This window comes from Mycobacterium dioxanotrophicus (genome assembly GCF_002157835.1).
GTDB lineage: Bacteria > Actinomycetota > Actinomycetes > Mycobacteriales > Mycobacteriaceae > Mycobacterium > Mycobacterium dioxanotrophicus.
The window spans coordinates 1,387,569-1,407,880 of the sequence record NZ_CP020809.1 but is presented as its reverse complement, the minus strand read 5'-3'; the positions used below and the strand labels follow the sequence as shown (position 1 = coordinate 1,407,880).

At 61.9% G+C, this 20,312-nt stretch carries 10 protein-coding genes; 4 read left to right on the top strand and 6 right to left on the bottom strand.

From position 1 onward, the window contains the following. Nucleotides 1-2,835, bottom strand: a complete 2,835-nt coding sequence (locus BTO20_RS06785; protein WP_087081719.1) for a helicase-related protein — start codon at nucleotides 2,833-2,835, stop codon at nucleotides 1-3. A gap of 926 nt (nucleotides 2,836-3,761) precedes the next feature. Between BTO20_RS06785 and BTO20_RS06780 the strand changes: the two genes are divergently transcribed. From BTO20_RS06780 to BTO20_RS06770, 3 genes are read left to right on the top strand one after another with little or no spacing between them, the layout of a single operon-like run. After that, complete coding sequence (locus BTO20_RS06780; RefSeq protein ID WP_087074442.1) at nucleotides 3,762-4,844, top strand: DUF262 domain-containing protein; 1,083 nt, start codon at nucleotides 3,762-3,764, stop codon at nucleotides 4,842-4,844. Then, a complete protein-coding gene (locus BTO20_RS06775) occupies nucleotides 4,831-5,568 on the top strand; it encodes an MAE_28990/MAE_18760 family HEPN-like nuclease (RefSeq protein WP_087074440.1) in 738 nt (245 codons plus the stop codon). Before BTO20_RS06780 ends, BTO20_RS06775 begins: the two co-directional genes overlap by 14 nt. Next, nucleotides 5,565-6,629 carry a DNA cytosine methyltransferase gene (locus BTO20_RS06770; RefSeq protein WP_087074438.1) on the top strand — a complete coding sequence of 355 codons (1,065 nt, stop codon included), beginning with the start codon at nucleotides 5,565-5,567 and terminating at the stop codon, nucleotides 6,627-6,629. Before BTO20_RS06775 ends, BTO20_RS06770 begins: the two co-directional genes overlap by 4 nt. Here BTO20_RS06770 and drmB read toward each other — a convergent pair whose 3' ends face one another. The 4 genes from drmB to BTO20_RS06750 are packed head-to-tail and all read right to left on the bottom strand — an operon-like array spanning nucleotide 6,630 to nucleotide 18,050. Further along, on the bottom strand, nucleotides 6,630-8,363 hold the full coding sequence (gene drmB / locus BTO20_RS06765) for a DUF1998 domain-containing protein (RefSeq protein WP_087074436.1): 1,734 nt from the start codon (nucleotides 8,361-8,363) through the stop codon (nucleotides 6,630-6,632). Continuing rightward, entirely contained in the window at nucleotides 8,360-11,563 is a 3,204-nt protein-coding gene (locus BTO20_RS06760) for a helicase-related protein (RefSeq protein WP_087074434.1), read from the bottom strand. The genes drmB and BTO20_RS06760 overlap by 4 nt, the downstream gene beginning before the upstream one ends. A gap of 15 nt (nucleotides 11,564-11,578) precedes the next feature. After that, on the bottom strand, nucleotides 11,579-13,393 hold the full coding sequence (locus BTO20_RS06755; RefSeq protein ID WP_087074432.1) for a UvrD-helicase domain-containing protein: 1,815 nt from the start codon (nucleotides 13,391-13,393) through the stop codon (nucleotides 11,579-11,581). Beyond that, entirely contained in the window at nucleotides 13,383-18,050 is a 4,668-nt protein-coding gene (locus BTO20_RS06750; RefSeq protein ID WP_232491076.1) for a DEAD/DEAH box helicase, read from the bottom strand. The genes BTO20_RS06755 and BTO20_RS06750 overlap by 11 nt, the downstream gene beginning before the upstream one ends. A gap of 341 nt (nucleotides 18,051-18,391) precedes the next feature. Here BTO20_RS06750 and BTO20_RS06745 point away from each other — a divergent pair, with 341 nt between their 5' ends. Continuing rightward, entirely contained in the window at nucleotides 18,392-19,504 is a 1,113-nt protein-coding gene (locus BTO20_RS06745; protein ID WP_087074428.1) for a DNA cytosine methyltransferase, read from the top strand. Nucleotides 19,505-19,510: 6 nt separating this feature from the next. On the opposite strand, the gene BTO20_RS06740 is transcribed toward BTO20_RS06745, so the two are convergent. After that, on the bottom strand, nucleotides 19,511-19,969 hold the full coding sequence (locus BTO20_RS06740; RefSeq protein ID WP_087081718.1) for a very short patch repair endonuclease: 459 nt from the start codon (nucleotides 19,967-19,969) through the stop codon (nucleotides 19,511-19,513). Nucleotides 19,970-20,312: the final 343 nt, after the last annotated feature.

Genomic DNA, 20,312 nt, shown 5'->3' with positions numbered 1-20,312 from the left:
TCAGAGTTCCTTTCCGGCGACGGGGATGTCGGTGGGTACGATGACCAGCAGTGGGCGGACCAGTTGCTGAGTGGGGGCCAGCAGGTCGGCCAGGCGCTGCTCGTCGTTGATGCGCTGCCCGAGCTTGCTTACCTTTGACCGCTGCGCCCCGAAGAGTTCGAGTTGTTCGGCATCGTCGTGCCAGCGCTGCGCCCGCTTGCGCCACTGGGTCAGGCGTTCGGTGGTGGCTGCCTCTTGTGCGTCGAGCACCCAGCGCATCTCGCGGCGGGCGTTCTCGACGGCGATCGGGATCAGTGCCTGGTAGCGCTCGGCTTCGGCGATCGGCCCCGGATTGGACGCGCCGGGTTTGAGGCCGGTTTGTGTGGTGAGAAAGCTGGTGTCCTCAACGGCTTCGACCATGCAGAAATCAGGATTGGCCGGGTTGGGGAACACCGCGGTGGAGAACACCCGCGAGATCAGTTGTCCGCGTTTGTTGCTCAACGTGCCCATGAGCAACACGGTGGGGGCGTCGACATCGCCCCGGATCGCGAACACCTGGTTGCGACCCAGCGCTGTCAGCGCGCGGTCACTGGCCCAGTCCAGTACGGGGTGTAGCGGACCCAGGTAGTGCGCCTCGGGCCATGTGGTGTTGTTGATGCCCTTGCCTTCTCGCGCGAGGCGCAACTGAGCGGTGCCGACCGTCGGGTTGGTGGCGAGCTTCAGCCGCTCCAGTACCCGGCCGTGCTGCAGATAGTTCTGTGGAAGCTGCGCTAGCCGTTGCCGAAGATCGCGCGGCGGGGACAGTTCGGCGATGCCGTGCGGCGCGCTGACCGTCCAGCCGATGCCGCCCTGCTCGGGTGTGGCGTGCGGCTTGTCGTGGAATGCCGCGTGCAGCGCCTCGTCGAGGAAGGTCAGGTCATCGGAATAAAGGCTTTGGCGTGCAGATGCCGGCAACGGTGCCGCGGTCGCCTCGACCGCATCAAATTCTGCGAAGAACGCATCCAGGTCGTCCCCGGCGGCGACCTCGGCAGCGGTACGAACCGCGTCGTCGAGCGCGGCCCCCTTGGCGAGCACATCGCGGATCACATTCTCTTCCTCCGTGACGCTGTGCTTGCCCATCAGCGAGGCCACATCGCCGAGCGTCTCGTGGGCCTGGTTTTCCCGTTCCAGCAGCCGCGACAGCACCCGCAGGTCGCCAGAGAACTCGGGGTCGGACGGTTCGAGGATCAATGAGGAAATCACCGGCGGATGCTGCTGTCCATAGCGGTCGATGCGGCCATTGCGCTGCTCGATGCGGATGAGGCTCCACGGGATGTCGTAATGGATCAGGTGGTGGCATTGCGCGTGCAGGTTCACGCCTTCGGACGCGACATCGCCGGTCACCAGCACGCGGATGGGTGAGGTTTCCAGCTTGAAGCTGTCGACGAGTTCTTGCTGCTCGACGTCGGAGAGCCCGCCGTGCAGCATGGCGATGTTTTCGTCTTTCAGGCCGAGTGCCGCGGGCAAGTTGTTCCGCAGCCAGGTCAGCGTGGCGATGCGTTCGGCGAACACCACTGCGCGCGTGTCTGAGCCCTTGCCGACACCAATCTGCTTGAGGCGCTTGATCAATGCGGCGAACTTGCCGGCCTGATCGCCCAGCGCTGCGTCGTTGAGCTCGTCGAGAGTGTTGAGGGCCTTGAGTTCGGCCCGCTGCTTGGGATCGCCCTGATCGAGCTTGGCACGGCGCTGCTTGATCGACTCTGCCAGCGCTCCCGGCGACGACAGGAATGCCTTGGCCAGCGTCCACGGGAAGAGCGTCTTGGTGTCACCGGAGTAGGGAGAGCTGCCGGACGCGGGGTGCAGCCAGGCTTGGGACAGCTCGGCGGCGACCGCGTCCTCGGCCGCGGACGGTTTGACCAGCAGGTGCACCGGCTCGGCGCGTTCGGCCCAGTCGCTACCGACCTCGGCGGCGACGTCTGGGCTGTGCCGGTGCCGACGGATCAGCAGCGACTCGACGTCCTGCTTGGTGAAGCCGCCGTCGGCGTGCACGACCGTTGGGTCCAGCAGCCGTAGCAGTTCGGCGAAGGATTCTTCCTTACCGTTGTGCGGGGTCGCGGAGGCCAGGATGAGCGCCTCGGTGTTGGGGGCCAGGACGCGGGCCAGCTCATTGTTCTGGGTGCCGGCGTTGGTGAGATTGTGCGACTCGTCGATGACGACCGCGTCCCACTGCTGGCGTTCCAGGTGGGCCTTGTAGCGGGGACTCTTGAGGGTGTCGATGGAGATGATGGCCCGCTTGAAATAGGTGAACGGGTTGCGGGTCGCCGGCAGCTTCTGCCGGACTTTCTGGATGCCGATCGAGTCGAGGCGGACGAACGGCAGCGCGAAGCGACACCACAGCTCGTGCTGCATCTGCTCCAGGACGTGCTTGGGCGTGACGATCAGGATGCGTTCACCGCGGCCACGTCGGACCAGCTCGGACAGGATCATGCCGATCTCCAGCGTCTTGCCCAGACCGACGGCGTCGGCGAGCAAGATGCGTGGACGGATGTGCCGCGGGTCGAGCGCCTTCGTCACCGCAGCCCGCTGGTAGGCCAGGGCGTCGGCAAGCATCTGGGTCGAGACCGTCAGGTTTTGGTCCCCGTAAGGAACTGGCGTCTTCCTGATCAGTGCTTCCAGCCAGAGCCGGGAGTCGCGGTAGCCCGACGAGCCATCGGGGACCACTTTGGCTTTCTTGGGATCCTGCACTTCGATCGTGTCGAGGCTGGAGTAGAACGCGGCGGTGGTCTCAGCCACCAACTCGGAGAGTCCACGTACTCGGACCAGCCAGCCGTCGGCTCCCTGCTCGGCTGAGGTGACCAGCCACTCCTCATCGCGTATGACCACGATTGAGCCGGGGGCGACGTTGAGGTCTTGGGGTTTGTCTACTGCGGCGGTCTGCACGTCATCTCCGGGCTTTGTTGCTGGGGACTTTGGAATTGTGGTGGGCGGTTTCGGTATCACGACGGCGGGCGGTTCGGGGCCGGCTGCCTCGGACTCGAGCTCGCCGCGGTCGACGAAGGTCTGCAGGACGACGGCTCGCAGATTCTTGGCATTCCGCAGCTCGCGCAGGTACTCCATCTGGGCTCTGCGGTTGGTGATCTGCCCGTCCTCGTGGCGCACCATCCGCATAGCGGCGACCACGCGGTCACGCGACTCCTTGTCATGTTGCAGCCAACCTTCGCGCAGCGTGTCCCAGGCCTCCGCGACGAAGTTTTCTTTGGGGCGAGCGCCGTAGGCGTCGTGCAGTACATCGGCCGGCTCGAATCCGGCGCAGTCTTCGAATAGGTTTTGGCACAGCTCGGCAAGAAGCTCCTGGGGCAGGTTTGACCACCGAAACTTGTACCTAGGCAATGTCCACCCACTGCGGTTGCGCTCGAAACACCATCCCCCTCAGATCGACTTTCCCTGACATTAGCCAGTGGGTGTCGATCGTATGAGCGTGTGTGCAAATAACGACTTACCGCCTTCGTCGTGGCCTGCGGTGCCACCGTCCACTGCAACGCTTCGGGCCCGGCCGGGCAGCGGCCACGCGAGTATGCGGACGCCCTGGAATCCGAGCTCGGGCCGCGCGACACCGCCGTCGGGAAATCAGACATGTCACCGCCGGGCAATATGCTCAGCGCATGCACCCGGACGGGCGCCATCCCTCGGCATCCGCCTGGTTCATGTCGAGCACGAGGTGCGTCTGATTCTGGGTTAATCCCGGTAGCCTTGACGCGCTGCGGCCAGCGAAGGGTGACGCACACAGCAGAGGAGGTTCAAGGGTGGCGCGTTCTGAGGTGCGGCCGACTGTTGAAGAAGTCGCACTTGCCGAGGAGCAGATCGTTGCGCAATCGAAGCGAATCGACTTTTTCCTGACGGAATACTCCGTTGAATTGCTGGCCCAGAAGGTCCGTGACGGCGAATACGTCGTTCCTGATTATCAGCGAGAGTTCACATGGGATGAGCGGCGAAAGTCGCGGTTCATCGAGTCGTTGATCATGGGACTCCCCATCCCCTTCATTTTCTTCTGGGAAATGCCGGATGGGCGGCTCGAGATCGTAGATGGGTCTCAGCGGCTGCGGACGATTGAGGAGTTCGTCTACGGCGGGCTCCAGCTGGGCGAACTCGACCCACTCACGCATCTGTCAGGATTCCGGTTTGATGACCTGCCTGAGTCGAGACAGCGCAAAATCAAGAACCGATCCGTTCGTGGCATCGTCCTCAACGAGCACGCAGATGAAGCAGCTCGATTCGACATGTTCGAGCGCATCAACACCAGCAGCATGATCGCCAACAACGCGGAGATACGGCGCGGAGCGCTCAAAGGCCCCTTCTTGGATGTCGTGACTGAACTAGCCAATTCTCCTCTCCTGGCCCAACTCGCACCCCTGCCCGCGAAAACCAGAAGAGAGCGCGGCTACGAGGAACTCGTCACCAGGCTCTTCGCCTACGGCGACGGCTTGGCAGAATACCGGGACAGGCCGGCGGACTTTCTCTTTGCCTATTCGAAGAGGATGAACTCGGCCTTCGCTGCGGACCCGACGTTGGCGGACAGCTATCGCCAACGGTTCAATGCCGTCCTCAACTTTGTCTCTCAGAACTTTCCTTTCGGATTTCGAAAGGCGGAGAAGAGTACGACGACGCCCCGAACGCGCTTCGAGTCGATCGCGATCGGCGTCGATCGCGCATTGGCAGAACAGCCTGAACTTGCTGACCGTTCGGCCGATGGAATCAATGTGGCGTCCTGGATCAGCCTGCCCGAGTTCCAGGAGATCACCAGTGCCGATGGTGCGAACGCAATAAAACGACTGCGGGGGCGCATCGACTACGTGAAGAACAAGCTGGTGGGACATGGCGACGATTGACCTTGCGCCCTTCTTTGAAGAGCGGTACTCAGAAATTGGCGCGTACCTGTCATTTCTGCAGAACGTCGAGGACGCAGCCCGAGAAGGCGCTCCACGGTTTCGCGGAACCAATGCTCCTATCACCACTGAACAAAAAAAAATTCTCAATTCCAGCCTGTACCTCCAGCTCTACAACCTGGTCGAAGCCACGGTGCTCCGGTGCCTCGAAGCAGTTGTCACAGCAGTTGAAGAGGCCGAACGTCTACCGAACGAACTCAGCCGTGAACTCAGGACCGAGTGGGTGCGCTCGGTAGCACGTACCCACAATGACTTGGGCCCTGAAAAGAGACTCAAAGCCGCGCTCGACATGTGCGAACAGCTGTTGCAACAGATGCCTGTCAAGGGCTTCAAGATCGAGCCGGGAGGCGGAGGCAACTGGGACGACTCGTCAATCGAGAAAATGTGCGAGCGAGTCGGGTGTGGATTAACAATTTCGCCCACGGTTATCCAGGCCGCCAAGCGCCACATCCGCGACGACATGGGCGCTTTGAAGCTCGTCAAGGCCCGCCGCAATGGGCTCGCGCATGGTTCGTTGTCATTCGTCGACTGCAGCGACGGCGTAACTGTTGCTGAGCTCAAAGGAATTGCGTCTGCGGTTGGCGACTACTTGCGGGAAGCCGTTGGGTGTTTTGTCAGTTTCGTCGAAGTTGAGATCACCAAGGAAGACACGGTGATCGCATCGTGAAAAAGGGCGCGATTGTTCCGACCATCCGAGCCATCGACCTGTTCTGCGGAGTCGGCGGCCTCACCCATGGCCTCGCCAAGGCGGGCATTGACGTCGTGGCTGGGGTAGATATCGAACCAGCATGCAAGTATCCGTACGAAGAGAACAACAAGGCCAAGTTCATTGAGCGCGACGTCAACGAGCTCTCCGCAGCCGACGTATCCGAAATGATCCACGGCGGCGATATCAGCATGATCGCTGGATGCGCACCCTGCCAACCCTTTTCGACTTACAGTCGATCTGGACGTAGCAAAAAACGTGGAGATGACTGGCAGCTTGTCGAAACCTTCGGTCGACTTGTGAAAGAGGTACAACCGGAACTCGTGACGATGGAGAACGTCCCGCAGTTGCTCGACCACCCGGTCTTCGACCAGTTCCTCGGTAGCCTGGAAAACTACTCGGTGGAGTGGTCAGTCATTCAGGCCACCCGGGTCGGCATTCCACAGACGCGGAAGAGGCTCGTCCTCATCGCCTCGAAGCTCGGTGCCGATGGCCTCGCGCTACCGCAGGACGAGCAGAAACCGAAAACTGTACGCGGTGCGATCGGCCGCCTTCGGCCTATCAAAGCCGGCGAATCAGACCCGCACGACCGATTACATGTCGCATCGCGCTTGAGCGACACGAATCTGGAACGGATACGTCACTCGAAACCTGGCGGTACGTGGCGCGATTGGCCCGAAGAGTTACAGGCGGCGTGCCACAGAAGGAGCACAGGCGCGACATATCCCAGTGTGTATGGCCGGATGTCATGGGATGAGGCGAGCCCGACAATAACCACCCAATGCTTTGGCTACGGCAATGGGCGATTCGGTCATCCCGAGCAGGACAGAGCAATCTCCTTACGTGAAGCCGCTATCCTGCAGACGTTCCCGCCGAGGTACAAGTTCGTACGCCCAGGCGAACCCGTGCGGTTCAGCGTATTGGGCCGCCTGATCGGAAACGCAGTGCCGGTACGCCTGGGCGAGGTTGTCGGTGAGACCGTCGTCGCGCATGCTATGCGCTCCACGTTGCATCACCGATGATCAGCTTGCCTTCTCCACGAGCTCACTGAACAACCCGGCATCCTCACAGCCCTCGTCGTGGGTGCCGAAGAGCACCGCCCGATCGAGGAACGAATTGTTCATCTCACATGACGTCTCCGGCGCGAGGACGCATGCATGGCAGGCTGCTAGATTCAGTCCGTCGGCACCTGATCCCGCCGATTCGATACACACCGGATCGGATGAACACCACGACAGACGTTGCAGCCCTTCGCTGAGCGCGGTCCCAAGGTGTTCGGTCTCCGCCATTGAGGCGACCCCACCGAGGCTTCCCGCCGAGTCCGAGCTTGCCGTGTAGACCAGAAGCCCGGCCACCTTGTCGTTCACGAACAGCCGCTCACGGAGCGCAGCCGCTGGGTAACCGGCGTCGAGGGACAATTGGTCGATGATGATGTGCGAAAGCGTGTGGATCGCTACCTTGATGATGTCGACAGGCGCCTGGGGACGGCCGTAATCCAACGCTGCCCGGTCAGCTGCCTTCTGCAGCGCCCGCAGTCGCTTCTGCGCGAAGTCACCGCCCGCCCACTCCTCGAGTGCTTCGCGCCGGAACGCGAGGAACACACCCTCACCTATCACTTCGATCGCAGGCAACCAGTGCAGGTGCGTGGGGGCGAGTGCGCACAGCTTTTGCGCTGGTCCGGATGGATCGGGAGCACCGTCGAGACGGGTAAACCCCTGCAACGCACGCACTTCGCGGAGCCTGGTCACCTTCCGCACGTCAGAGATCAGGGATTCGAAGCCATCAGGAACGTCGCGGCGGAGGCATACGAAGTCTGAGTCGATTCCTTCGTCGTCACGTCCCTCGACCAACGCCTTGTACTCGTCGGCGCGGAGCTTGGCCTCCGAGACCTCCTCGTCGTCGTCCTCCTCACCGCGACGGCGTTCGATCTCACCGTTGATCTGGTCAGCGGTGAAGCGCCCTTTGGACATCGCAGCCAGACCGGCCAGCACGGGCGGGATCACCGCAGCTGGGTCCTTGACCATCTCCCAGTGTTTGTCCACGAACTTCGCGAGGGCTTCCGAGTACGGTGGGATGGAAATCGAGGACCGCACGGCCGGGAACCAGACGTTCGAGGCACCGCGCTGGACCGCACGCGGGTATTGGTCGCATTCCTCGTTCGTCTCGAGTCCGAGCCACGGGCGCAATCCGCTGCACTTACCGAAATCGCTGAGAGACCCCGCACCGATCGCCCCGTCGAGGCTGCGGCTATCGACTCCACATGTGCATTCCAGAATCAGATCCCCGAGCGAGGACGTGCGTCCCAGCACGTTGAGCTTCATCTCGTGCTCATGGCCGCGGATCTTGTCCTGCTGCCCCTTGTGCAGCCACCAGTAGACGGGAAACTCACTCACATGACCGTTGCGGCAAGCACCCATCAATCGGAACGGACTTAGATCGACCTTGCAGGCCTTGCACTTGGCCTCGTTCTTGTCATTGGACAACTGCGAGAGCGCGCCGATGCGTCGACATTTGGGGCACACCTGGGTGTACGGGTATCGAATGACCGGCACATCGCGCTTTCCACCGGCGGGCGGTGCCTTGAGCTCCGTCACGCCGAGCGCCCTGGCCAGGCGCGGCTCGGCGATGTGTTCGGCTCTGTCGACGTTCCACTCGTGGAGACCGGCGATCATGAAACTGGTTGATTCAGAGGGGAAAAGCCCGCCCACGCCGTAGGTGCTCAGCAACTGACTCCGCCGAGCTTTTGGGGTGTTCATCGGGGCACCTTCCTTGCGGGTATTTGGTAAAGCGTGCTTTCGGCGTCGACGTCCCGCATGCTCTGCGGGGTCGGCCATGGCGTCTCTCGGGTGGAGTATTCGATGTCGTCATCCGTCAACGCCACATCGGAGGGTACGAGTAGCGAATCGTCATAGTCGCGACTGTTCCTGTATTGCATGTCCGGGCGGGATCGTGCAGCCTCGTCCCACACCGCAAGCAGCTCGCCGAGCTGATTCTTGGTGTCCTCCGCTTCCTCCGGATCGGTGACGTCCTGCGCTCGCTGCCCGAGGTACTCCGCCAGTTGCGTGATCTCGTCGTATCGATCGGCCGCCTTGTGCGCAGCCTCATTGCCCGCCAGGGCGTCCACCATGAGCCGGGTGAGTGAGACGAGCACACCGTGCAGGGCACGATCACGCGCGCGAGCGGCGAACGGTGTTGCACTTGTCGCTTCGACCGCACGGTACAGCGCCTGGTGATACGGGACGAAGTTCTCGTAGTGCGACCTGTCACGTGAACGGGCAGCGTTGAATATCGTGACAACCAAACCGGGATGCCGGCGTCCGACGCGGCTGGTGGCCTGGATGTACTCGGCACTCGATTGGGGTTGACCCATCACCGCCATCAGCCCGAGGCGGTCGATGTCGACACCGACCGAAATCATGTTTGTCGCGAGGACTACGTCATTCGCCGAGTCCGAAGTGACGTCTCGCTCAAGGCTCTTCAGTATTCGCGGAATATTGGCGGAGGGCTCTCGGCTGGTCAACTCCACCGCAGGCCTCAGACTCCGCGGGGATGCGCGCTTGCGACGGGCAACCAGCTCCAGCCGGGCCTTCACGTCATCCTGGACTTGAAGATTAGCGCTGCCCAACACTCGGAGGCTGTTGAAATAGCCGAGGAGTGTCCAGTACGGATCCCTGGTCTCGGGACTTCCCGACAGATCATGAGCTGCCTGCAAAATCGCGGCATAGACCCTAACCATGAGGGTCGCATGGCTGGTTGCTGGGGCCATCACCCCGACGTACTCGCGCGTGCCCTCTTGATGGCGCGGGGCAGGTTCTGCGAAGAACGACTGATCGGGATCGATACCGGGAGGCGGGAATTGCTCGGCACGGCGGTTGAACACGGCACGGATCTGACGATCGGCACGGCGGATCGTCGCGGTCGAGGCGATGATCTTCGGTCTGCCCTTGATCAGACCTTCAGAGGTCAGTCGCCCGCAGGCCGCATCGATGGCGGCTTCGTACAGTCCCACGATCGAACCGAGCGGCCCCGAGATCAGGTGCAGCTCGTCCTGGATGATCAGCGAGGGCGGAGTTCCAATTCCATCCCGCGCGAACAGCTTTCGCACGTCTTCGCGCCAGGCCATCTGCGCGAACTTGTCGACGGTGCCGAGGACCAGCTCTGGGCGCATGCGGTAGATGTCCTGATCGACGACATAGGCCGGCAGGCCGTCGCGGAAGTCACATGAGCTGTTTCCGCATGCGATCGTAAGCCTCTCTTCGGGACCCTTCGTCACGGAATAATGGGTTTCGTTCAGGTCTTGACCGCACCAGGGACACTGGGTCAGCTGGACCGGGTTCTTCTCGTTGAGCTCCTGGCGCTGGTCGAGCGCCTTGAGCGACTTGCGGGCCTCGACCAAGGTATTCGGCGTTGCACCTTGGCCGACCCACAGGCCGATCGAAAACGCGCGGCCTCCAAGGTCGTTCTCACGCTGCCGCAACCGCTCCAGCGAGCAAAGCAACATCGTTGCACGCTCGAATTGTTGAATTGTCAACAGGCGGAGGGTGTAACGCATGATGACTGCCACGCCGAGGGCTTCAGGATCCTTAAGTCTGCGGTGAATGATCGTGAAGGCGACCAGTCCGAGGTAGGCCTCCGTCTTACCACCACCGGTGGGGAACCACAGGAGATCTGCGATGTCCCGGTCGTCGTGATCTGCATCAGCAAGGCCCGGAAGGTTGAGCAGAATGTAGGCGATCTGGAAGGGTCGCCATTTTTGCTCGGTACCGTCGCCGACGGCTCCGACAGCACCATTGCGGACCCAGTCCTGACGTGCGCGCTGCATCTGCATCGCCGCGTTCGCAAGCCGAAATGCACGCCCTGCAACGGGATCGGTGACGATCAAGTCGATGCCGTTCTGTATGCGTTCGGCCGCAGTCCGGGCACGTGTGACATGTTCCTCGGCAACATCCTGCAGCCCGTCCTCGACATCCGCCTCGCCGCTCTCAACAGCTGCACTCAACCGGTCGATCCACTCGCGGTACTCGGTGACCAGCTGACCGAGGTTCTCCGCCAACTCTCCGTCAGTGGCGTTAGCCAGGAACGACATCCGCAGGTTGACAGCGTCGCTGACGCCACCAGGTTTCGCCCTGTAAACCTCTTGCCGAGGGACAAACGTCGATGCCACCCGTCCGACATGAGATGACGCACCTCCACGATCCCAGGTGGCGGCACAGCCGTGGCCGATCGCGAAGACCCGCGCGTTGCGGTACAACAAGGCTGCCGAACGCAGGTCAGAATCCTCGCTAAGGACACCGTACGAGGACCGGTCGACGATGGCCTTCTCGGGCGACCGGACCTCCACTCCGACCTGAAACCAGGCATATGCGTCGCGGAATTCTCCCTTGGGAGGCACCTGCGTGTTACGCAGCGCCACCGACACCGCCACGCGGCCGTCTTTCGGCACACGGCTGTAGACGTACAGCTGGAGTCCCGGCACGACGTCGACCTTCTTCGCGCCCGGCGTCGCGACGTCCCACTCGATGGGGTCGACGACTTGTTGGTTGCGAGCCCACGAGTCCGGTTTCACCTTCTGATTGCGCCGCCCCGACCGTTGATCGGACGACTCACCACTGCCCGTGGCACCCGATGGAGCGTATTTGGCGGCCTCGATTGCGATTTGAACCGAGGTAGCCTTCGCCAGGTCGACGGAGAACGTAATTCCCATCGAGGTTGGGTAGCGCATCAGAGCCTGGGAGATCGGACTGTCGCCGGAATCGTTCTCTTCGGCCTCGCCACTGACAGGTTCTGCCGCCTCCTGCAGCACATCGTCTGCAGGCCAGAGAACACCGGCGATGTACCTGTCCAGCGGTAGGTCTGTGATGACCTCGTCCGGCCCCTCTGCAGGCCCGACCAGATCCTTGATCAATTCGTCGACGAGATCGTCGCGAAAACTGTATTGCTCGGCAAGATTCGCCATCGTGGGCTGCAACTCCTAGTTCGCGTACAAGTCAGGGCGGGCCAGACCCGTTATTCGTGGCACCAGCCAGGAACCCGAGCTTCCGAGGCCAGCCTTCTCCGACTCGCGATAGTCACCCGCGACCGTCTCAACCGAGACCAGCGAGAGGCCATCGATTACAGTCGGACGTTTCTTCAACCATCCGAACGTCTTCTGAAAGGCGTGGTTGAATGCAATGCTGGTGCGCCCCAGTGGCTTCAGGTCTTGTGTGACCAACAAGTAGGACGGCAGTTCCTCGGTGGACTCGGCCTCGTCGAGTTCTGCGTAGACCCTCATTCCGACGTCATCGAGTGTTTGCAGCGTCTGTTGGATGCGTTGCGCATCGACGGTGTCTGACGCAGCAGGGCAGGCAGTTTCAACATCGCCGTACAGAAACTCGAGTGCTCTCGTCCATGTCGCCCCGCGCTTCTTCTTGCTCCAGGCCTCCTCTTTGAAGCGCCCGAGCCGGTCGTCGGCCTTGATCATCGGCCCGGATTGAGGCAACCTGCAGGTGAAGATTTCCTCGCGCGCTCGACTCAACGCCACGTACTCACGACGCACCCTTGTCCAAATATCCTCGTCCTCCGGCAACCATGAGGGTTCAACGACGAAGACCGAGTCGAACTCCAGCCCCTTGGCCCGATGAATCGTCGACACGATCACCGAACTGAGATCGGGCTCGGTGAGGGTGAGCGGCAACGCCCGCGCCTTGACCAGGCTGCCTAATCTGTGAAGGTCCAGTGAGTCGAAATCACGTGTTCGCCCCTCGGCAGACTTGAGTTCATTCCACTTCTCGCCCACATCGTGTTCGGCGAGCATCCGTTCCAGCGCAGCTTCGACCTCCGAGCGTCGTTCCTTCGGACCGGGCAGGGGACCGAGCGCACCGGCGATCCACCGTGCTGCACCGAAATCCTGCGCCTGCCGGCGGACAGCGTGTGCAACGGACTTCTCGTTGAGAAATCGCGACACTCGAAGCACGTCTGCGTTTGTCGTGCACAGCACGGCTGTCTTCTTGCCGGGCCCCGGCGTGACAAGGTCGAACCAGTCTTCGATCTCCCCGCGGTAGGGCAGTTCGTAAACCAGGTCCACCAGTAGGTCATCTGCTTTGTTACCGTCGACGCTGGTACGGAGCTTATCACCCAGCGCGACAACGTCTTTCGGATACTTGCCCCTGGCCCGGTAATTCCTGCCCAGGCCCACGGTTTCACAACCGAAGGATCCTTTGAGGGAGTTGAAGACGTCCTCGAACGTCGTCTTGCTGAGTGAATCCTCCAGCTGGAAGTCATACACGCCTTGCAACGGGTCCCCCAAGGCGGTGATTCCTGCTTCTTGATCAAGCCATCTCAAGATCGCGAGGACAAAATCGGCTCGGTCTCCGACAAGATCCTGTACCTCGTCGAGGACGACGTGGCGCAAGAGTTCAACCTCGTCGGGCGCCCTGTCGGCCTCGCTCAGCAATTGCGTGGCGCTCCTGATGCGAGCGTCGAAACTGCCCTCGGGCTCGATACCTGCTCCCATCAGCAAGACGCTCGCAAATGAGTCGAACGTCCGAACATTTGCCGCTGCAACATCTCTCGCATCCAGCCGGGTCCTGACTGCCGATACCGCGGCACGAGAAAAGCTCAGGACGAGAATCTCGTCGGAAGCCGTCAGACCCTCGTCGCTCACCAGGCTGTTGATTCGGCTGGCGACGACTTCGGTCTTCCCTTGCCCGGCCCCGGCGATCACGAGCAGACGTGCGTCGGCAGCCGCCTCCACCACTCGCAGCTGTTGCTCGTTGAGTTCGATTTCGTGCCGTTCGTCATGCGACATCGGCAGGCTCCTCTTCGCGTTCTGCTTCCGTGATGTCCTTCAAGCTCTGGTACACGATGCTGTCGCCGAACTCGACGATGTTGTCCAGCATGTTGACGATCAGAACTTCTTCGGTACCACCGTTTTTCGGACCACGAAGACCGCGACCCACCATCTGTTGGTAGCGGACCTCGCTGCTGGTCGGGCGCGTGATGTACACGGCGTCGGTCTTGGGCGCGTCGAAACCTTGGGACAGCACGGCGTAGTTCGTCAGCACCTTGAGTTCGCCCGACTTGAACCGTTCGATCGCTACACGCCGATCCTCGGGTCCGGTGTCCTGGTCGATGGAGGCCGCCGGGCGACCGTGGAGCGTCAGCAATGTGGCCAAAGTCTGAGCATTCTCGACTGAGGCGGCGAACACGACGATCTGCCAGTTCTCGGGCTTGCTCAGGATCGACTGGACAATCGTGCGCGTACGGTCTTCATTCCGGCCGAGCCGAGTTTCGGCGCTCTTTGCCAGCCAGCCCATCTTCCTGAACTCGTCGAGTTCCTTCTCCGACAGATCGATCGACACACCGCCGAGTATTTCCAGGCGCGCCCGAGCAAGAACCCGGTCCCGCTGCAACCTCACTTGTGGGTGTTCATCCCCGAATACCCCCTCATCCAGCCGGTTGTCGTCGAATCGTGCCAGGAGGCGTTCGGTTTCCGCACTGTCGCGACGTCCCCGAAATGGTGTGGCCGTCAAGCCGATCAGGGGCTTGTCGCGTTGCCGCGTGCCACGGCCCAGCCATTCGAGGATCGTGGTGTAGGAGGGCGTGTACGCGCCGTGCGCCTCGTCGATGATGACGACCGGCGCTTCGGCCAACCAGGCGTAGTCGACGTTGTCGACGGCGGAGGCCTTGATCTTCTGCCATGTCGCCACCACGACCTGCACGCCTGCCAATTCCTCCTCCATGTCGTAGTTCGCCCAGAATCGACTGAGGATCAGTTGGGTGTCCTGACGTCCGAGGGCGCGCCACAGATACGACCACGCATCGATCGCCTGCTCACAGAGTTCTTCTCCGTCGGCCAACCACAGGATGGGCCCAGCGAAGGCGGTTCCGTGCGCCAATCCGTCGAGGCTGCCGTCGCGGATCGCCTGGATGACGGTCTGGACCGCAACTCGGGTCTTCCCGGCGCCGGTGGGAAGTGAGACGATTCCCCGCCTGGGCCCGACCCCACGCAGCAGGTCAGTGAGCCGCTGCGAGACCACCTGCTGGTAGTCGTGGAGCTCATCGAGCTGTGTTGGCCCGTCGATGTATTCCGTCGGCTTGTTACGCTGCCTCGCCTTCCGACCCGCCCATTCCTCGCCGAACCCGAGTCGTTTCACCCAGGCTCGAGTGTTGAACGACCCCGCCCATGTCGACGGCGCGGGGACAGGCAGCCCGTTCGGATCCACACGGCATGCACGTTCCAATGCGCGGACTCCCAGCATCGTCACGCAGAGCTCGGCAAGGTCGAGGCCATGAGGTTCCAGCAAGCCGTCGTTGACCAGATAGGTGAGCGCATCCTTCGGAACCAGCGTCCTCAGACGCTCCTCCCCTGCGAACATGAGGAGACGTTCAGCATCGCTGGACGCGTTCCTGATCGCTCGAATCCGTGCCGAATTACGGCGTTGCTCCATATCTTTGAGCAACAGGTCGACGCGTCTGTCGGAATTGTCGTACAGCAGGCATTCGAGCGCTTGCTTCAAAATCTCCCGGTCGGTCGTGCCCGTCACCAGAATCGTGTCCGATTCACGGCCGGCGTCGCAGACCACCTGCACCGCCGGTTGTCCAGGCACCGCGGCCACCTTCCTGATGGACAGACACTTTTGGAGGACGAGACCTTGGAGCTCATCCGCGCCTGGGAGCGTGTCCAGCACCGGGAAAACATCAATGAGAAGCTCAGGTTCGGCACTCGTCTCGTACGAGTAGGTGACCGGGAGGTCGCGGCCCTCCAAGCAACCCCACAGTTCACTCAGGGTGTGGACGTCCTCGATGCTGTCGACGAGTACGCAGGCAACGCCAAATTCGCCGAGTTCGTCGTACGACTCTTTGCGGTGGACGACCGCTACGGCCTTCCGATCTTCCTCGATCCATTGACCATCGCGCCAGACCCACAGCCGATCTGGCGGCTCGGCCTCCTGGTGCGTCCAGCACCACCAGGCGTAGGTCTGGCCGACACGCAGGACGTCATCTCGCTTGACGTGGATCTGCACAAGCGAACTGAACCCGGACGGGTCGAGGTCTGCCATCTCACGCTTGAGTCCCAACACCCGTTCGGCATCGGAGCTGAGCACCATCTGACTCACACATGGAATCAGCCCCTCTGGCACACCTGGCACCTCTGCGATGAAAGCTTCGGCGACAGGCACGGCCCCCAACGAGCTTTGCAGCATTCCATGCTGTCGGACCCACCACAGTTCCGGCGCGACGTAGCGCGCCGTCTTGGGGACGTTCGGGTGGGTCACTCGCACCCGCGAAACCTCGACGTCGTTGATGACCGCGGCGCTCAGTGCCAGCCTGTTCGTAACGCTGAGGTCGGGCAAACACCCCAGCGGCCCGAGAACTGCATCCACACCGGCTATCTCGATGCCCAGTCGAGCCTGAAGGCCCAACCCCAACTCATCGCCGAGTCGCTCACGAACCACGCCCTGGTATTGCGAGACCCATTTTTCACTCGATCCTGCCGCCGATCGCGACGGTCGAGACCTTACGCCCAGCAGATACAGGATTTCGTGGTCGGCGGCGTGATAGTCGCCGTCAACCAGGTAGGCGCCGTCCTCCTTCAACGGCTTGAGACACTCCCCTGCGTAATACAAGCCTTCAGGAAGCACCCAGCGGCCGTGACCATTTCGCACCCTGATCACCTTCGCAGCTTTGCCGGCCAACACCCCGTCGAAAGCCTCGTGCACCTGCTGTACACCTGAGCCGCGCATCGCGATCCACAGCTCGTCCCAGTCGACCTTCCCGGTATGCCTCAGTTCGGTGAGCAGCTGCAGCATCTCACCACCGTCTTCGTACGCCGTGATACCGAGGTGCTTGAGCGCATCCACGGTAGAGGCACCCCGGGCCACCGCCTCGGCGACAAAGGACCTGCCGGTTTGCGCCGGGCTGGTGCGCAAGAAGCATCGGCCGCGCACGGGTTGCGCAAGAGATCCGTTCTCCAACAATACAATCCGTGCGTCCCGCACGTCCATCTCGACGTTGCCGCCTTTACGCACCAGCTCCGCAGCCAGCTCGATCGCGGCTCCAGACCGGGCAGCTTGTGGTTCGGCCACAACCGACTGCAGCCAATGAAGAACACGGCCCGGCTGCTTGATACGGTCGTCGTCCTGCAGCAGTCGGTCAACCTTGGAACGACGCTCAGTGCTGGTGGTGCAATCGGGATGAACCCACGCTCCCCGGTTGCCGGTCACGGCCAACCATCTACCGGCGAGCTCCGCTACATCGTCTGGAATGCGCTGAAGCGCACTGGGCGCGCGGAGCTGCCCATCGAGATCCGGCAGACACCGAGAATCCCTGAGAGCCTGAAAGACAGGCTCATTCACGACCTTGTCTGCCCAGCTGCGAGACTCCTTGCCCCGCGCAGGCAGGACGTCGATGTACCGACCGAAGGCGCCGTCTGCGATCAGGTCCTTGCGCGCGGCAACCACCAATTGCGGCACGACCTCGGTCAAAATCTCATAATTGAACTCACATTCGATCACATTGATGCGGTCGTCCGACAACTTCCACGGGGCATTCACCCGGCCACTCAAGGTCAGATCCGATTTGACAGGGAAGAAGGCCGACAACTGGCCCAACTCAACCCGGCCCGTCAAAGGCAGTGCCCAACTCACCGTCACCGAGTTGCGCCGGGCTGCATGACCAGCCGATTCCAACGCCTTGAGCGACGGCTTGTGCTCAGTCGATACGACCAACCATTGTCGATCACCGTCCTCGGTCGTGAGCGTGACGCGGTTTCCACTTTTGGCTGCCTTGAAATGGCGCTCGCGACCGGTCACAGCGTCGACGAGGTCGAGGATCCGCACATGAGGGGCAAAAAGATTGAACGATTCGTCGAACTCTTCGATCTCGGCAGACAGTTGGGCTGCCACACCGTTCTTCAACGGCGCCTTGACGACCGTCGCGGCCCAGGCAGCGAGATCTGCCAGGACAGCGTCTGCAAAGAACTCGACCGCCGGATTTAGCGTCCACGCCAGCCGCAGTGCCGGAACCTCCGAAGGTTCGTAGTGGCGGTCAAGTTCCCTCGAAAGCTCAGCAGCCGATTGGCGCCGGCTGAACTCGAAGGACACCGAGCGGCTGAATATCTGCGGGCTGTCCGAGATTCCGCTGATCGACTTGAACCCCAGCCCGAAGCGGCCAATTTCGGCGCCAGTTTTGTTCGACAAGTGTGTGTAGAGCAACGCGCGCACACCCGCGTCCTCGAAAGGATGGCCCTCGTTGGCCACGTACAGCGCATCGCTCGTCAGGCTCACCTGAATGCGGCCCGGGGCCCCTTGGAGCGCGTCCGCCGAGTTCTGGACGAGCTCCTGAATTTGTTTCCGCCCGTATCCGCCCTCGGCTATGCCTCGCTCTTTGCCGGCATCCTCCTCGACGCGGTTGCGGTCTTCTTTGTAGACCCGAACACATTTGTCTCGAAACTCGTCGACCAACCCTTCGAGCGCACGATCTGGGTCTGCCCACCCCCTCACAGTCACCCCTCAGCCTCCACGACTAGCCCCGACATCATCCATGGACCAGAAAGCTGGGTGAACAGCCCAATCATCCACTTGCCCGCATTTTCTACCACCGTCCACGGACAAATATTGCTAGCTCGTCAAAATGACTACCGAACGTATGACAAGGGGCGGTCGTCGGACCGCAGCAATCGAGATCGGGCCGACTGCAAGCACCCGTGACAGCCGAACCGGGCCATCAAAAGTCGCTTGCCGTGCGAAGACCCGGCGGCCGCCTTGCGTTGGTCCCGACGGTGACGCCGGCTAGCATCACAGGCATGCCGCCGCGGGAAGCTCCGACCGATCTTCAGCCACGGATCATCGATCTGTTTGCCGGTCCCGGCGGACTCGACGTCGGAGCGACATGGCTCGGTATCCCGACGACAGGCATCGAACTGGACGCCAACGCGTGTGCAACACGGGCAGAAGCTGGACTCAGCACGATTCGAGGCGACGTCCGGGACTATGGACCTGACGATTTCCCGGATGCGACCGCCCTCACCGGCGGACCGCCGTGCCAAACCTTCACCGTTGCCGGGAGGGGGTCCGGCCGAAGGTCATTGGACGAGGTCATCCGGCGAGTCAACCAGATGGCAGAAAATCCGGACATCTGCACACATCGCGGTGTGTTCGCGGACGACAGGACAGGTCTCGTCCTCGAACCGATGCGGTGGGCTCTTCTCGCGCTCCGCGCCGATACTCCGTTCGAGGCGATCGTGCTGGAGCAGGTGCCGGCCGTGCTTCCCGTATGGGAAGCCTTTCGAGACGTGCTTGTGGAACGTGGGTATGGCGTGGACGTGGACGTACTCCGGACCGAGGAGTTCGGCGTACCGCAGACGCGACGTCGCGCCATCCTGGTGGCCCGGCTGGGTGACCCAGATGTCGAGCTTCCGGCCGCGACCCACCAATCCTTCAGGAAAGGAGAATCGAACCAGTCGGCACTCGGACTCCGCCCATGGGTTTCGATGGAGCAGGCACTCGCACGGGGCACGAGTTTCACGGTCGTCTCCAACTATGGCAGTGGCGGCGACCCTCGCAATCGAGGCGAGCGCCATTCCGACGAACCGTCTGCAACAGTGACTGGGAAAGTCATGCGGAACCGCCTGCGCCTTTCGGGCGGAGGCTGGGACCGATTTACACACCATGAGGCGGGAAGGCTACAAACGTTCCCGTACGACTTCCCTTGGGCCGGCAGTGATATCGGCCAACAGATCGGCAATGCGATACCGCCGCGCCTTGCTGTACATGTGCTGGCCAAGGCGCTCAAGATCGAACTCGACCTAGACGAACTCGATGAAACCGTCGACGCGTCATGGACTGAAGGCAGACCTATTCCTCTCGGCACACCGTTGGAGTACCTAGAGGACCGAATGGCGGCTGCAGCGGACTGAGAAAAGTCATCGGTATCCGTCGCGTAGCGCAACAAGCTGCGCACATATGGCGTCGGCGACAGCGACGGGATCCTCGTGCTCCCAGAACCGAAGAACCTTCCAGCCGCGGGCCGCCAGTTCCGCATCCATACGCCTGTCCCTGCGGATGTTCCCGTCAAGTTTGTGAGCCCACCACTGCTCGTTCGCCTTCGGTCGAGTTGCGTGATCAGGGCAGCCGTGCCAGAAGCAACCGTCGATGAACACAGCCATGTGGAGCTGCCGCCAGAGAATGTCGGCCTTGCATCTGAGGTCGGCTTCTGGATTGCCGTCGACACGGTAGCGGATGCCGCGCGAGTGGAGGATGCGTCGGACCAGTAGCTCAGGTTGGGTGTCGCGCCGGCGCTGGCGACTCATCCGAGACCGAACGATTTCTGATGAGGCGGGCGGCCGGCGGCCGGAGCACTGGCCGGAAGACTCGACGCTCATCATCCCACACTCGCACAGTTCTCGGCTCCGCATCGCGGCTGCAGCAAATGCCAGTCGGGACGTTGCCTAGAGCAATACATCAATTTTCTCGTAGCGCCGACCGGAAGTACTTGCTGCGCCTATTCTCCCACGTGTCAGTGTCGAGCAGTTTGGCGATTTCCAGCCCAATGGGCAGGAAGCCATCACATTGACCACCTCGGCGTCGGCATGTCGGTCGCTGTGAGTAGGGTTGCCCAACCGCTCGATATTGACGCGAGCTTGTGAGAATTGTTCGGCGCACGCCGGGGGTGGTCAGGGTGTATGTGGTCGGTCGTCGCGCGGTGCAGCCTTCTTTGCTGACACG